Origin of the sequence: Stenotrophomonas maltophilia (assembly GCF_013464485.1) — a bacterium.
GTDB classification, from domain to species: Bacteria; Pseudomonadota; Gammaproteobacteria; order Xanthomonadales; family Xanthomonadaceae; genus Stenotrophomonas; species Stenotrophomonas maltophilia_AW.
Genome location: NZ_RAUX01000026.1, coordinates 87,272 through 101,123, shown reverse-complemented (window position 1 = coordinate 101,123; position 13,852 = coordinate 87,272). Strand labels below are relative to the sequence as shown.

12 protein-coding genes are annotated in these 13,852 nt (G+C 67.2%); 4 read left to right on the top strand and 8 right to left on the bottom strand.

All coding sequences use genetic code 11. From position 1 onward, the window contains the following. Window positions 1-27: 27 nt before the first annotated feature. The 3 genes from D7Y61_RS11990 to oleC form a co-directional block, all read right to left on the bottom strand. Window positions 28-183, bottom strand: coding sequence for a DUF1328 domain-containing protein (locus tag D7Y61_RS11990; RefSeq protein ID WP_049429804.1), 156 nt, complete (start codon window positions 181-183; stop codon window positions 28-30). Between the two features lie 82 nt (window positions 184-265). After that, on the bottom strand, window positions 266-1,258 hold the full coding sequence (gene oleD / locus D7Y61_RS11985; RefSeq protein WP_180866425.1) for a 2-alkyl-3-oxoalkanoate reductase: 993 nt from the start codon (window positions 1,256-1,258) through the stop codon (window positions 266-268). Beyond that, window positions 1,255-2,913, bottom strand: a complete 1,659-nt coding sequence (oleC, locus tag D7Y61_RS11980; RefSeq protein WP_180866424.1) for an olefin beta-lactone synthetase — start codon at window positions 2,911-2,913, stop codon at window positions 1,255-1,257. The genes oleD and oleC overlap by 4 nt, the downstream gene beginning before the upstream one ends. Before the next feature lie 104 nt (window positions 2,914-3,017). Between oleC and D7Y61_RS11975 the strand changes: the two genes are divergently transcribed. After that, complete coding sequence (locus D7Y61_RS11975; protein ID WP_029380125.1) at window positions 3,018-3,449, top strand: YkgJ family cysteine cluster protein; 432 nt, start codon at window positions 3,018-3,020, stop codon at window positions 3,447-3,449. Window positions 3,450-3,564: 115 nt separating this feature from the next. On the opposite strand, the gene D7Y61_RS11970 is transcribed toward D7Y61_RS11975, so the two are convergent. The 4 genes from D7Y61_RS11970 to D7Y61_RS11955 all read right to left on the bottom strand — a co-directional run bounded on the left by D7Y61_RS11970 (window position 3,565) and on the right by D7Y61_RS11955 (window position 9,059). After that, on the bottom strand, window positions 3,565-4,455 hold the full coding sequence (locus tag D7Y61_RS11970; protein ID WP_180866423.1) for an alpha/beta fold hydrolase: 891 nt from the start codon (window positions 4,453-4,455) through the stop codon (window positions 3,565-3,567). 126 nt (window positions 4,456-4,581) lie between these two features. Next, window positions 4,582-5,598 carry a 3-oxoacyl-ACP synthase III gene (locus D7Y61_RS11965; RefSeq protein ID WP_004135358.1) on the bottom strand — a complete coding sequence of 339 codons (1,017 nt, stop codon included), beginning with the start codon at window positions 5,596-5,598 and terminating at the stop codon, window positions 4,582-4,584. A 103-nt stretch (window positions 5,599-5,701) separates the two neighbouring features. Continuing rightward, the gene (locus D7Y61_RS11960; protein WP_005407628.1) at window positions 5,702-6,019 is read right to left on the bottom strand and encodes a DUF4156 domain-containing protein; all 318 of its coding nucleotides are present in this window, start codon (window positions 6,017-6,019) and stop codon (window positions 5,702-5,704) included. Between the two features lie 190 nt (window positions 6,020-6,209). Further along, window positions 6,210-9,059 (bottom strand): M16 family metallopeptidase, encoded by a 2,850-nt coding sequence (locus D7Y61_RS11955; RefSeq protein WP_180866422.1) that lies wholly within the window; start codon window positions 9,057-9,059, stop codon window positions 6,210-6,212. A gap of 416 nt (window positions 9,060-9,475) precedes the next feature. On the opposite strand from D7Y61_RS11955, the gene D7Y61_RS11950 reads away from it, so the two are divergent. Further along, window positions 9,476-9,952 carry a hypothetical protein gene (locus tag D7Y61_RS11950; RefSeq protein ID WP_180866421.1) on the top strand — a complete coding sequence of 159 codons (477 nt, stop codon included), beginning with the start codon at window positions 9,476-9,478 and terminating at the stop codon, window positions 9,950-9,952. 69 nt (window positions 9,953-10,021) lie between these two features. Then, window positions 10,022-10,501: a tRNA (cytidine(34)-2'-O)-methyltransferase gene (locus D7Y61_RS11945; protein WP_005407625.1), complete on the top strand. Its 480-nt coding sequence runs from the start codon at window positions 10,022-10,024 to the stop codon at window positions 10,499-10,501. Between the two features lie 190 nt (window positions 10,502-10,691). On the opposite strand, the gene D7Y61_RS11940 is transcribed toward D7Y61_RS11945, so the two are convergent. Beyond that, a complete protein-coding gene (locus D7Y61_RS11940; RefSeq protein WP_180866420.1) occupies window positions 10,692-11,855 on the bottom strand; it encodes an acyl-CoA dehydrogenase family protein in 1,164 nt (387 codons plus the stop codon). Window positions 11,856-12,112: 257 nt separating this feature from the next. Between D7Y61_RS11940 and D7Y61_RS11935 the strand changes: the two genes are divergently transcribed. Beyond that, entirely contained in the window at window positions 12,113-13,789 is a 1,677-nt protein-coding gene (locus tag D7Y61_RS11935) for an electron transfer flavoprotein-ubiquinone oxidoreductase (protein WP_180866419.1), read from the top strand. The last annotated feature ends 63 nt before the right edge of the window (window positions 13,790-13,852 follow it).

The window sequence follows — 13,852 nt, the reverse complement described above, 5'->3', positions numbered from 1 at the left end:
GTCGGCGACCGGCACGCCCTGCGGGTTCTATCCGCGCTTGCGGAACATCGAGATCACCGCCAGCACCAGGAAGATCACGAACAGGATCCAGGCGATGTTGCTGGCGGCACCGGCGATGCCGGAGAAGCCGAGCACGGCGGCGATGATGGCGATGACGAAAAAGATGACGGCGTAATGCAGCATGGCGCTCCTCGCAGATGTCCGGGCCGTTGGATGGCGTGGGTCCATCCTCCCGATCTGGCGGTGTGCAACCAGTGATGGCGACCTATGCGGCAGATGAAGCCTTCAGCCTGCGCAGCCCTTCCTCGATGCTGACCTGCGGCACGTAGCCGAAGTCGCGGCGCGCCGGTTCCATGCTGTACCAGTGCGGCGTGCACAGCTGCTCGGCCAGGAAGCGGGTCAGCGGCGGTTCGCCGCGCAGGCGCAGCAGCGGCCACAGGCGCTCGCAGACAGCGCCGATGCGATAGGCGGTCCTGAAACTGATCGCCTTGTCCACCGTCGGCGCCCCCACCGCCTGCAGCAGCTTGTTGACCAGCTCGCGCATCGGCAGCGGCTCACCGTTGGAGATGAAGTAGGCCTTGCCTGCACATGCAGCGCCCGGAGCCAGTGCCTCGAAGGCGAGGAAGTGCGCGAGCGCGGCGTTGTCGATGTAGGTGGTATCGACCTTGTTGTTGCCATCGCCCACCAGGCGCAGGCGGCCCTGCCGTGCACGTTCGGCCAGGCGCGGCACCAGCTGCTGGTCGCCCGGGCCCCAGATCAGACGCGGGCGCAGCGCCACCGTCGCCAGCGAGACATCGTTGGCGGCCAGCACGCGCTGTTCGGCAATCGCCTTGGTCGCCGCATACGGTGCCTGGAAATCCTCGCCGTAAGGCACTTCGTCGGCGCCGAGGCCTTCCACCGGATGAGTGGCGCGGTGCGTCACGCTGGGCGTGGAGGTGTAGACCAGCCGGCTGATGCCATGCGCACGGCAGGCGGCGATCACATTGTCGGTGCCGACCACGTTGGCCTGGTGGTAGCTGTCATAGCTGCCCCAGGCACCGGCCTTGGCACCGTTGTGGAACACCGCATCGACGCCGGCCACCGCGTGCAGCACCGCTTGCGGATCAGCCAGGTCGCCACGGATCTGGCCCACGCCCAACGCCTGCAGTTGCGGGTAGTGGCTGCGGTTGAACGCCAGCACCTGGTGGCCACGTTCGACCAGCCCACGGCACAGTGCCTGGCCGAGGAAACCACCACCACCGGTGACCAGGATCTTCATGCGCGCTTCTCCAGTTCGGCGCTGGCCCAGACGGCGAGCTTCTCGCGGCCGATCTTGGCGTTGTGACGGATATCGACGGGGAACGCTGGGTGTACCAGGAAGTGCTGCAGGCTGGCCTCAGGCGTGCGCGCTGCGGCATGCGCACGCAGCGCTTCCTGCAGTGCCGGGCTGTCGGATTGGCCACGCTGCAGCTCTACGCACAACACCGGTACCTGCGCCCCGGCCACGCCGACGCCGACCAGCGCGGTGCGCGCCACGCCTGCGACGGTGTTGAACACCGGCTCGACCTGTTCGGTGTACAGCGGTCCGCGCGCGGTCTCCACGCGCTGCGTCTTGCGTCCACAGAACCACAGGCGGCCCTGCGCATCGAAGTAGCCCACGTCGCCCATGCGATGGACGATGCGGGTGCTGCCATCGGCCAGCGTCTCGCGGATCTTCGCTGCGGCCGTGGCCTGCGGGCGGTTGAAGTAGCTGTCGGTGGCGGTCGGCCCAGCCACGGTGATCTCGCCTACCTCGCCGGTGGCCAGCACGCGTGCCTGCGACCAGTCCGGCAACGGTGCGTCATCGATGGCGATGATGCGCACTTCGTTCGGTTCAACCACGCTGCCCACGCAGGTCCCGGCACCCGCCTCGGTGGCGGCGCGCGTACGCTCCAGTTCGCGGCCTTCAACCACCGCCACCGGCAGGCACTCGGTGGCGCCATACGGCGTCCAGAACTGCGCATTGGCGGGCAGCAGGCTGCGGATGATGGCGACCACGTCCGGCGGCACCGGCGCACCCGCCGAGGTCACCCGGGTGACCGTCGGCAGCGGCCGGCCATGCTTCGCCAGCACCCGCATCAGCGCCGGCGAGCCGAACAGCTGGGTCACGCCGAAACGCTGGATGGCGTCGTGCAGGCGCGCCGGGTCGGCCTGCGCCGGCCGGGTCGGGTCCATGTCCGGAATGACCGAGGTCAGCCCCAGCGCAGGGTCGAACAGCGCGAACGGCGGAAAGGTCGGCAGGTCCACCCCACCCGCTTCCATGCCGAAGGCACTGCCCAGCAGCTGGATCTGGCCAACGAAGTGGCGGTGCCGGTAGACCACGCCCTTGGGCACGCCGGTGGAGCCGCTGGTGAACAGGATCGCGGCCATGTCCTCGCCGTCGGTGGCGGCCAGCATCGGCCCACCGCTTGCGCCAGCGCGCTCCAGCGCAGCCAGGGTGGTCCCGCCCCAGCCGAGGCGGCGGCCGACGGTCACCAGACGGGTGGCTGACGGCGCCCAGCGCAGCACCAGCCGCGCCACATGCGCCAGCGGGATGCCGATGAAGGCCTCCGGCTGCGCCTCGTCCAGGCACTGCTTCAGCGCGCGCCTGTCGATGCCCGGGTCGACCAGCACCGGCACCGCGCCCAGCTTGAACAGGGCAAACATCAGCAGGAAAAACTCTGGCGACGGCCGCACCATCACCACCGTGCGCACCCCGCGGCCGATTCCGTAGCCGGCCAGGCCGGCCGCCATGGCGTCGCTGCGGGCGTCCAGCTGGCGGTAATCCAGGGTCACGTCGTAGGCGGCCATGCCGTTGCCGGCGCCACGGCGGCCAGGGCAGCGGATGGCGATCTGGTCTGGCCGTTCACGCGCCAGTTCAGGCAAGCGGGCGGCAATATTGCAGGGTCGGTTCATCCGTTCATTGTCGCCGCTTACGGAATTTCTTGCGCGGCGGCCCACTTCGTGGAAAATCCGCACCCTCGTTCCTGATTCCGACTGCCGCCCGAGGCGGCTTGCCCATGCAACATCCCTGCATGACCTGCGGCGCCTGCTGCACCCAGTACCGCGTGGCCTTCCACTGGATGGAATCGGACGAGGTCACCCCCGGCGGCGTACCGCACCAGCTGACCGAGGTGCTCGACCCGCATCGCCTGTGCATGCGCGGCACCCACTCCAAGCCGGTGCGCTGCGTGGCGCTGGATGCGCAGATCGGCGTGTATTCACGCTGCACCATCCACCCCAACCGGCCCAGCGTGTGCCGCGAGGTGGACGCGTCGTGGGAGTACGGCAAGGCCAGCCCGCAGTGCGACAAGGCGCGCATCGCCTATGGCCTGGATCCGTTGACGCTGGCCGACTGGCGCTGGCGCGATGACGCCGACAATGACGACGACCATCCGGACGACAACGGCAACAGCCCGTCCTCGCCGCCGCAGGCGCCGGTTGCCGCGTAGTGGTAATGCCGGCCGCTGGCCGGCAACCTCATGAACCCGTCCAGTGTGCCGACCAACGGTCGGCACCTACCCAATCCTTCTCCCGGTGGGTGCCGACCGTTGGTCGGCACGCCCCTCAGAGCGGGTTGGCGTCCAGGAACGCGCGGATCTCCGGCACCAGCACTTCGTGCTTGTCTTCCAGCACGTAGTGGCCGGCGTCCTCGAAGGCATGCACCTGGGCCTGCGGCAGCGCGGCCTGGAAGCCCTTCAGGAAATAATGGTCGAACACGAAGTCGCGCAGGCCCCAGCCGAGGAAGGCCGGGCGGTCGGCGAACGACGGCAGCGCCTTGCCGGCACGTTCCAGCAGCGACCACGCCTTGTCGGCCGGCGACAGCGGGATGTCCTGCATGAAGCGGATGGTGCTGATGCGGTTGGCGTAGCTGTTGTACGGCGATACATAGGCGCGGCGCACGTTGGCCGGCATCTTCCGCTCCACGCCCAGCCACGAGGCACCGGACGAGAACGCATTGAAGGTGCGGATGATCCACTCGCCGATCTTCCAGTGGCGGCCCAGCGCGATCTGCCACGGCATCTTCTTCGCTGCCGGCATCGGGAAGGCGGCGGTGTTGAGCACCACCAGGCGCTTCACCTGGTCGTGGTGCGACAGCGCCCAGCCGAAACCGATCATGCCGCCCCAGTCGTGCACGGCCAGGGTCACCGGGCCGGTGATGCCCAGGTGCTTCAGCAGCGCATCAAGATCGTCCACGCGCGACTGCAGCGTGTACTCATAGCCGCTGTCGTCCGGCTTGTCCGACAGCCCCATGCCGATGTGGTCCGGCACGATGCAGCGGTACCTGTCCGACAGGCCGGCCACCAGCGTGCGCCAGTAGTAGCTCCACGACGGGTTGCCGTGCACCATCACCACCACCTCGCCGTCGCGCGGGCCTTCGTCGAGATAGTTCATCGACAGGCCGGGGCGCACTTCGAAGCGCTGCGGGTGGGCGGGGTAACCGGGGAGATCGCGCATGCGGAGCACCTAAGGAGAATCGCGGCGCGGTGTAGAGCCGAGCCGATGCTCGGCTGCTCTCCGGTCCGCTGCGGAAGAGCCGCGCTGCGCGCGTGAGCCGAGCATGGCTCGGCTCTACAGGAGGTCTTACCAGACCACTTCAGCCATCGAACAGTTCAGGCCCGAGCCGATGCCCAGAAGCGCGATGCGATCGCCCTTCTTCAGCTTGCCCAGCTGCTTGAGCTTGCTCAGCACGATCGGCACCGAGGCCGGGCCGATGTTGCCGTGCTCGCCGAAGATGGTCATGACCTTCTTCGGGTCGATGCCGAAGTTCTTGATGAACGCGGCAGTGTGCGGCTGGCTGACCTGGTGGATCACGAACTGGTCCAACTCTTCCACGGCCCAGCCCAGGGCGATCTTGGCGGCGGTGAAGGTCTTCTGCGCCAGCTTGATGCCTTCGATCAACAGCAGGCGGGTGTCGGTGACCATGCGGTCCAGGTTGCCCAGGCACAGCTGGTTCCACTCGGTGGCCGAGCGGGTCACGCCGCCCTTGTAGCGCGGAGCATCCGGCACCAGCTCCGAACGCGCCATCACCATCGCGGCGGCGCCCGAACCGGTGGTCAGCGCCGCCAGCTCGTTGCGGAAATCGTCGGCGGTGACGTCCGGCGCGGTCATGCGCTCCAGGGTCTTTTCGTACACCAGGTTGGCAGTCTCGCCATCCACCACCAGCGCATAGTCGATGTCACCGCGCTCGATCATGCGCGCGGCGATATCCATGCCGTTGATGAAGGCCAGGCAGGCATTTGCAACGTCGAAGGTCATGCACTCGTCGCTGACGCCGAGGTTGCCCGACACGATGGAAGCCGTGGACGGCTCCAGGTAGTCGCGGCTGACCGAGGTGTTGACCAGCAGGCCGACCTGCGTCGCATTGATGCCTGCGTCTTCCAGTGCCTTGCGGCCCGCCATGGTCGCGGCATCGGACGCCAGCACGCCGTTGTCCCACAGGCGGCGCGCATGGATGCCGGCGATGTCGCCAAGCACATCGGTACGGATGCCCAGGCGATCCAACGTCGGCTGCAGGCGTTCGTTGATTTCCTTGGTCGTCAGCGTGTGCGGCGCGTCGACGTGTGCCAGGCCGGCGATCGAGACATTCTTGAAGAGCATCGAGGTTAGCGCCAAGGCTCAGGCAAAAGGGGGCGCTATTCTATAACCCCCCGGGCCTTCACCGCATCTTTACGAATTCAGCCTTGGCCGTATGGTGAAGCGTTCAGCGCGGCGGGCACTGGAACGCGGCAAAGCGCTGGCTGCCATCGGCGGGGGCCGCAGCGGCCTGCACGGCATTGGCGCCGGCGCTCGGGGCCTCGTTGCGGGCCAGGGTTTCCAGCTCTTCCTGTACGCGCAGCGGGTTGCGGTTGTAGAAGCCGACCTTGCTCTTCACGGTCACCACCACCTCGCCCTTGGCGATGCAGCCAGCCGGAACCGGTCCTGCCGGCAGCACGCGGGTCGCCTTGCCGGCCGGTTCGATCGGCACCCAGGTACAGGCGGTGACGGTGAGCAGCAGGGAGGAAAGCAGCAGAACGCGCATGGGCAGATCCTGGAGGGGTATGGGGGGATTCTGCCTGAACAGCCTGAATCGGGGGTAGCCGGGGCCTGGGTCGGCAGAGGGGTCGGAGCCCCCGCAGGGGGCTCTGACCCCGTCTTCGGGTCACCAGGTTGCCGGCCAGCGGCCGGCGCTACCGGGGAGGCCTGCCCGCCGTGGCGGGCAGGCAGCTCCCTTATTTCTTCACCGGATTGCCTTCGGCGTCGATCACCGTCACCTCGCCCAGGTTCAGCGCGCGTACGGCCGCTTCGGTCTGCTTGAGGTCACCCACCACCACCCAGGTCAGGGCCTGCGGCTTGATCTCGGCGGCGGCCTGCTGCACCTGTGCCGGGGTCATCGCCTCGATCTCGGCCTTGCGGCGCAGCACGTAGTCGTCCGGGCGCTTGAACTGCACGATCGAACCGATGGTCGAGGCCACCGCGCTGGCGGTCTCGTAGGCACCGGGCAGGCTGAGGGTCTGGATGTTGCGGATGCGGTTGACCTCGACGGCGGTGGCCGGCTTGCTGCCATCAGCGAACGCGGCGATTTCCTTGCGCATTTCCGCCATGGCCGGGCCGGTCTTGTCGATCTGTACCGGCGCACTGGCCATCCACGGGCGCTGGCCCACCGAGTTGATCGCGCTGCTGCGCGCACCGTACGACCAGTGCTTGTCCTCGCGCAGGTTCATGTTCAGGCGCGAGGTGAAATCGCCACCGATCACGCCGTTGGCGATGTCGAAGCGGGTCGAGCTGGTGGCGCTGGAGGGCGCCACCACCTGGCCAGCGAACAGGTTGGCCTGCACTGCGCCCGGCTGGTCGATCAGGAACACGCGCGGGACCTTCGGCAACGCCACGTCGGTGGCCGCCTTCACCTGCGGAGCCTCACCACTGGCCTTCCAGTCGCCCAGCTGCTTGTCCAGCAGCGGCACGATCTCGGCCAGGGTGGTGTCACCGACCACGATCAGGGTGCCGTTCTGCGGGCGCAGCCAGTCGTTGTGGAAGTCGACCAGGTCTTCGCGGGTCAGGCTGTTGATCGCCGCCTCGTCGCCGCTGCCGGTGAACGGAATGGCGTACGGGTGGCCCTTGCCGTACAGCAGCGGCGGCAGCACGCGCATCGCCACGGCACCCGGGTTGACCTTCTCCTGCTGGATGCCGGCAATCCAGCTGGCCTTGACCCGGTCGATCTCGCCCTGCTCGAAGCGTGGTTCGCGCAGCAGGTCGCGATACAGCGCCAGCGACGGTGCCAGGTTTTCCTTCAGTGCCGACAGGTCCACGCTCATCGAGTCCAGGCCGGCCGAAGCATCCAGGCTGGCACCCAATGCGTCGGCGGCATCGGCGAAAGCCAGCGAACCCAGCTTGCCGGCGCCTTCGCTCATCAGGCTCATGGTGAAGTTGGCGGTGCCCGGCTTGCGGCCCTGGTCGGCGCTGAAGCCGCCCGGGAACTGGTAGCTGAACTGCACCACGGGAATCTCATGGCGCTCGGCCAGGATCACCTGGGTACCGTTCTTCAGCGTGGCGCGCTGCAGCGCCGGGAATTTCAGCTGCGGGAACTCGCGGGTCTGCGGTACGCCGGCCTTGCGGTCCACCTGCTCCGGCAGGGTGCTGTACTTCGGGTCCACCGCCGGCACGTTGAACGGCTTCGGCGCCTGGCTGGGGTCTTCCTTCAGCGCCACGCGCTCGCCCGGGGCGATCACCAGGGTGTGGCTGCCCTTGTCCAGCCACTGCGCACCCAGCCGGCTCAGATCAGCAGCACTGGCCTTCTCGATGTTGGCCAGCGAGGTACGGAAGCAGCCCGGATCGCCGGTGAACACCGCGCATTCGGCCAGCGCGTCGGCCTTGCCACCGAAGCCGCCGATGCGCTCGATGCCACGGATGAAGCCGGCGCGTGCACCGGTCTTGGCGCGTTCCAGCTCAGCGGCGGTCGGGCCCTGCTTGATCAGCCGGTCCAGTTCCTCGTCGATGATCTTCTCGACCTTGGCCGGGTCTTGGCCCTGCTTGACCGTGGCCATGATCACGAAGTTGGAGCCCAGCTGCGACGCCGACAGGCCGGAAGCAATGCTGTCCACCAGCTTGTCCTGGTGCTGCAGGCGCTGGCTCAGGCGCGATGACTTGGCGCCACCCAGCACCTGCGCGAACAGCTGCAACTGATCGATATCAGCAGTGCCGACCTGCGGCACGTTCCAGGCGCGGTAGATGCGCGCCTGCGGCACCTTGTCGGTCATCGTCTCGCGGGTGTCGGCGCTGCGCTTGGCCACGTTCACCGCCGGCTGCGCCATGGTCGGGCCGGCCGGGATGCTGCCGAAGTACCGGGCGACTTTTTCCTTGGCGGTGGCCAGGTCGATGTCACCGGCCAGCACCAGCACCGCGTTGTTCGGGCCATACCAGGTACGGAACCAGTTCTTCACGTCGTCCAGCGACGCGGCGTTCAGATCGTTCATCGAACCGATCACGCCGTGGTGGTAGGGGTGGCCGACCGGGTACAGCGCCTTGTTGAGCTGGTCCCAGGCCTGGCCGTAAGGCTGGTTCTCGCCCTGGCGCTTCTCGTTCTGCACCACGCCACGCTGCTCGTCCAGCGCCGCCTGGTCGATCGCACCGACCAGATGGCCCATGCGGTCCGATTCCATCCACAGCGCCATGTCCAGTGCGGTGGTGGGCACGTTCTCGAAATAGTTGGTGCGGTCGGTGTTGGTCGTGCCGTTCTGGTTGGTGGCACCCACCTGTTTGAACGGCTCGAAGAACTCGCCGTCGTGGTTCTCGCTGCCCTGGAACATCAGGTGTTCAAACAGGTGCGCGAAGCCGGTGCGGCCGGCCGGTTCGTCCTTGCTGCCCACGTGGTACCAGACGTTGACCGCGACGATCGGCGCCTTGCGATCGGTATGCACGATCACGCGCAGGCCATTGGGCAGCGTGAACTGCTCATACGGAATATCGACCTTGGCCGGCGCGGCCGGCTTGGCCGCCAGCGCATGGGAAGGCACAAGCGTGCCCAGGGCGGTGCTGAGGGCGACGGCCAGCAGTGCAGCGCGCGGGCGAAGGGCGAGAGACATATCCGGGTCCTTGGTCACATAGGTGAACTCCGATCCTAGCGTGCGCACGCCATGGCAGGAATCGGTCGCCAGTCACTGGGGGTGTTTGCCCCTGTGCGCCATCCGCCTGGCCTTCCCAGGCCGGCGTGGGCAGTCACATGCGCCCGCAGCAGGCGTCCGGACAGTGTCCGCGGCGCATCGAATGGACAGGTGTCCGCCCACCGGACACTTTCCGACCCAAACAAAACCCTTTCAAATCAATGACTAAAAGTTGGCACAGGGATTGCTTGGTACTTCCTGCGCCAGGAAGGGCTTCAGACGAAAGCTGACTGAAGACTGAACAAATGCAGGGAATCCAAAATTTTCCTTGCGTGCCCAGAATTGGTGTAATACATTACTACCACACCACTGCTCACCAACACTAAACAGGCCCCGTCATGAACGCCAAGACCATTGCCATCGCCATCGCCCTGATCGCCGGCACCGCGGTTGTTTCGTCGGTGCAGGCCTCCGAATCCATCAAGACGCTGTCCACCGTGCAGGTCCGCCCGGCCGCCGACCAGCTGGCCCAGCAGGCCTGGGAACAGGCCAGCGGCATCCCGACCCTGGCCACCGTGGAAGTGCGCCCGAGCGCCGACCAGCTGGCCGAGCGCAACAGCTACGTGGCCGCCCCGGTTGCTGCCGCAATGCCGATCACCACCCTGGCCTCGGTGGAAGTGCGCCCGAGCCTGGAACAGCGCGTCGCTCTGGCCGCCGAACTGGAAGCCCAGCGCTACGCCGCCACTCTGGCCGCCGCTGCCACCAACGTCGCCCACTCGGTCATCGTCAACCTGCCGGCACTGCAGGTGCGCCCCAGCGCTGCCGACCTGCAGGCCCTGGCCACCGAAACCGCCCAGGTCCTGCTGCGCCCGTAACCGGTGCCGCCCTGCCTCGCGCAGGGCGTGCGCCGTAAAGGCGGCGGCCGTCGCAGGTACACTGCGCCGATGAATGCCGCGCCCCAGTTCCACGTGATCCTGTTCCAACCGGAAATCCCGCCCAACACGGGCAATGTGATCCGGCTCTGTGCCAACACCGGCGCGCAGCTGCACCTGGTCGAGCCGCTCGGCTTCGCACTGGAAGACAAGCAGCTCAAGCGCGCCGGCCTGGACTACCACGAGTACTCGCGCCTGCAGGTGCACCCCGACCTGGATACCGCGCTGGCGCGGATCGCACCGAAGCGGTTGTTCGCACTCAGTACGCGTGCCAGCGTCCGTTATGACAGCGTGGCGTTCGAAGACGGTGATGCGTTCCTGTTCGGCCCGGAAAGCCGCGGCCTGCCGCAGGACGTGCTCGATGCCCTGCCCGATGGCCGCCGCCTGCGCCTGCCGATGCGGCCGGACAACCGCAGCCTCAATCTTTCCAACACCGTTGCCGTGGTGATGTACGAAGCGTGGCGGCAGCATGGGTTCGCCGGGGGCGCGTAACGCCGCAGACCGCTGGTGGTGGGTGCGGACCGCCCTTGGTGGGTGCGGACCTTGGTCCGCACGGATGCATGTCCGCGCGCTGAAGGAATGTGCCAACCAAGGTTGGCACCTACCAAAAGCAGGTCAAGGTCACCGCAGAGATTCATGGAGCGATGTGCCAACCCAGGTTGGCACCCACCGGAACCAGGTTTCAGAACGCGTTGATGCCGGTCAGCTCACGGCCGATCACCAGCTGGTGCACGGTCTCGGTGCCTTCATAGGTGATCACCGACTCCAGGTTCAGCGCGTGTCGGATCGCCACGTGCTCGGTGGTGATGCCGGCGCCGCCCAGCAGATCGCGGCACTCGCGGGCGATGTCGATGGCCATGCGGCAGTTGTTCCACTTGGCCAGGCTGACCTGCTGCGGTTGCAGCTGGCCGGCTTCCTTCAACCGCCCCAGCTGCAGCGCAAGCAGCTGCGCAGTGGTGATGCGGCGGGCCATCTCGGCCAGCTTGATCTGCGCGCTCTGCGTGGCCGCCAGCGGGCGGCCGAACAGCACACGCTCCTTGGCATAGCCCAGCGCTTCATCCAGGCAGGCAATCGCCGCGCCGATCGGGCCCCAGCTGATGCCGTAGCGGGCCTGGGTCAGGCAACCCAACGGCCCCTTCAAGCCCCTCACGTTCGGCAGGCGGTGGCTGTCGGGCACACGCACGTCGTCGAAGAACAGCGCACCGGTCAGCGAGGCGCGCAGGCTCATCTTGTGCTTGATTTCCTGCGTGGTGAAACCGGCCATGCCCTTTTCCAGCACGAAGCCCTGGATGCCGTCCTCGGTCTGCGCCCATACGATGGCCAGATCGGCCACCGGGCCGCTGGTGATCCACATCTTGCTGCCGCTGATGCGCCAGTCGCTGCCGTCGCGCACCGCGCGGGTCTTCATGCTGGCCGGATCGGAACCGCCGTGCGCCTCGGTCAGGCCGAAGCAACCGATCAACTCGCCGCGCGCCATCGCCGGCAACCACTGCTGGCGCTGCTCCTCGCTGCCGTATGCGTAGATCGGGTACATGCACAGCGAGCTCTGCACCGACACGAAGCTGCGCAGGCCCGAATCGCCGCGCTCCAATTCCTGGCAGATCAGGCCATAGCTGACCGCGCCGAGGCCACCGCCACCGTACTCGGTCGGCAGGGTCGCACCGAGCAGGCCCAGTGACGCGATCTCCGGCACCAGTTCGTCGGGGAAACGCGCCTGGTCGAAGGCATCGCCGATGATCGGCAGCACCCGCTCATTGGTGAAGCGGGCGACGCTCTCCTGTACGGCGCGCTCTTCCTCGTTGAGCAGGGAACGGACATCGAACAGATCGTACGGATGCAAAGCCATGGCACTCACACGCAGTCAGGACCCGGCCATTGTCGGTCATCCGGGCAGAGCGTGCCGACCAATGTCGGCACCCACCCGGCTGCGGACGTACGCTGCACTGCAGCAATCATGAGGTGAACATCGCCGATCTAGCTCGATCACGCGCGGCCCGGTACCCTGACACATTCAAACAACCGTTTCGCTCGTGGCTGCACGCGCGATTCCCAGGCAACCGCCGGTGGCCCCGATGCCGGCACTACCCACGAGTCATGCAATCGATGAGCGCTGAAGCCAACGCCCTGCCCCCGCGTGAAGTAATGGAGTTCGACGTGGTGATCGTCGGCGCCGGCCCCGCCGGCCTGGCCACCGCGATCCGCCTGCGCCAGCGCGCGATCGAAGCCGGCCGCGAACTGTCGGTGTGCGTGCTGGAGAAGGGCTCCGAACCGGGCGCGCACGTCCTTTCCGGCGCCGTGATGGATCCGCGCGCACTGACCGAACTGTTCCCGGACTGGGCCGAGCGCGGCGCACCGCTGAAGCAGAAGGTCACCCGCGACGAATTCCTGTTCCTCAGCGAAACCGGCGCACGCAGCACGCCCAATGCGCTGCTGCCGGAGTGCTTCCACAACGAAGGCAACTACATCATCAGCCTGGGTGAAGTGACCCGCTGGCTGGCGCAGCAGGCCGAAGCGCTGGAAGTGGCGATCTTCCCCGGCTTCGCCGCAGCCGAGGTGCTGTACGGCGACAACGGTGAAGTGATCGGCGTGGCCACCGGCGACATGGGCATCGAGAAGGACGGCAGCATCGGCCCGGCCTTCGAACGCGGCATGGCACTGCAGGCCAAGTACACGATCTTCGCCGAGGGCGCACGCGGCCACCTCGGCCGCCAGCTGATCGCGCGCTACAAGCTCGATGAAGGCAAGGACCCGCAGGCCTACGGCATCGGCATCAAGGAACTGTGGCAGATCGACCCGGCCAAGCATGAGCCGGGCCTGGTGGTGCACGCCGCTGGCTGGCCGCTGGACAGCGATACCTACGGCGGTGCGTTCCTGTACCACGCCGACAGCGGCAAGGTCGCCATCGGCTACGTGGTCGGCCTGGATTACAAAAATCCGTGGCTGAGCCCGTTCGAGGAATTCCAGCGCTTCAAGACCCATCCGTCCATCCGCAAGCACCTGGAAGGCGGCACCCGCATCGGCTACGGCGCACGCGCGATCACCGCCGGTGGTCTGCTGTCGCTGCCCAAGACCGTGTTCCCGGGTGGCGCACTGGTCGGCTGCGAGGCCGGCTACCTCAACGCCAGCCGCATCAAGGGCAGCCACGCGGCGATCAAGACTGGCATGCTGTGCGCCGACGCCGCGTTCGACGCGCTCGCCGCCGACCGCCAGCACGATGAGCTGAGCGCCTACCCGAAGGCCTTCGAAGCCAGCTGGCTGTTCACCGAACTGCAGCAGGCCAAGAACTTCAAGCAGTGGTTCAAGAAGGGCCAGACCGTGGCCACGCTGATGACCGGCGTGGAGCAATGGCTGCTGCCCAAGCTGGGCGTGCGCAACCCGCCGTGGACGCTGCACCGCACCCAGCCGGACCACGTCTGCCTGGAACCGGCGTCGAAGCACACCCGCATCGCCTACCCCAAGCCCGATGGCGTGCTGACCTTCGATCGTCTCAGTTCGGTGTTCCTGAGCAGCACCAACCATGACGAGAACCAGCCCAGCCACCTGACGCTGAAGGACCCGAGCATTCCAGTGAAGGTGAACCTGGCCGAGTACGCCGGCCCGGAAGCCCGCTACTGCCCGGCCGGTGTATACGAGTTCGTCGGCGAGGCGGACAACGCGCGGCTGCAGATCAACGCGCAGAACTGCGTGCACTGCAAGACCTGCGACATCAAGGACCCGACCCAGAACATCGTCTGGGTGACCCCGCAGGGCGGTGGCGGCCCGAACTACTCGGGCATGTGATTGCTCCGGGCTGCGACGGCGTGTCGCAGCCCGCCTGCCCCGCTGCGTCGCTATCCTGCCCGC

Bases quoted from the DNA above. Each gene is read 5' to 3' on its own strand.
- D7Y61_RS11990 (WP_049429804.1), bottom strand. From the start codon at position 183: ATGCTGCATTACGCCGTCATCTTTTTCGTCATCGCCATCATCGCCGCC.
- oleD (WP_180866425.1), bottom strand. From the start codon at position 1,258: ATGAAGATCCTGGTCACCGGTGGTGGTGGTTTCCTCGGCCAGGCACTG.
- oleC (WP_180866424.1), bottom strand. From the start codon at position 2,913: ATGAACCGACCCTGCAATATTGCCGCCCGCTTGCCTGAACTGGCGCGT.
- D7Y61_RS11975 (WP_029380125.1), top strand. From the start codon at position 3,018: ATGCAACATCCCTGCATGACCTGCGGCGCCTGCTGCACCCAGTACCGC.
- D7Y61_RS11970 (WP_180866423.1), bottom strand. From the start codon at position 4,455: ATGCGCGATCTCCCCGGTTACCCCGCCCACCCGCAGCGCTTCGAAGTG.
- D7Y61_RS11965 (WP_004135358.1), bottom strand. From the start codon at position 5,598: ATGCTCTTCAAGAATGTCTCGATCGCCGGCCTGGCACACGTCGACGCG.
- D7Y61_RS11960 (WP_005407628.1), bottom strand. From the start codon at position 6,019: ATGCGCGTTCTGCTGCTTTCCTCCCTGCTGCTCACCGTCACCGCCTGT.
- D7Y61_RS11955 (WP_180866422.1), bottom strand. From the start codon at position 9,059: ATGTCTCTCGCCCTTCGCCCGCGCGCTGCACTGCTGGCCGTCGCCCTC.
- D7Y61_RS11950 (WP_180866421.1), top strand. From the start codon at position 9,476: ATGAACGCCAAGACCATTGCCATCGCCATCGCCCTGATCGCCGGCACC.
- D7Y61_RS11945 (WP_005407625.1), top strand. From the start codon at position 10,022: ATGAATGCCGCGCCCCAGTTCCACGTGATCCTGTTCCAACCGGAAATC.
- D7Y61_RS11940 (WP_180866420.1), bottom strand. From the start codon at position 11,855: ATGGCTTTGCATCCGTACGATCTGTTCGATGTCCGTTCCCTGCTCAAC.
- D7Y61_RS11935 (WP_180866419.1), top strand. From the start codon at position 12,113: ATGAGCGCTGAAGCCAACGCCCTGCCCCCGCGTGAAGTAATGGAGTTC.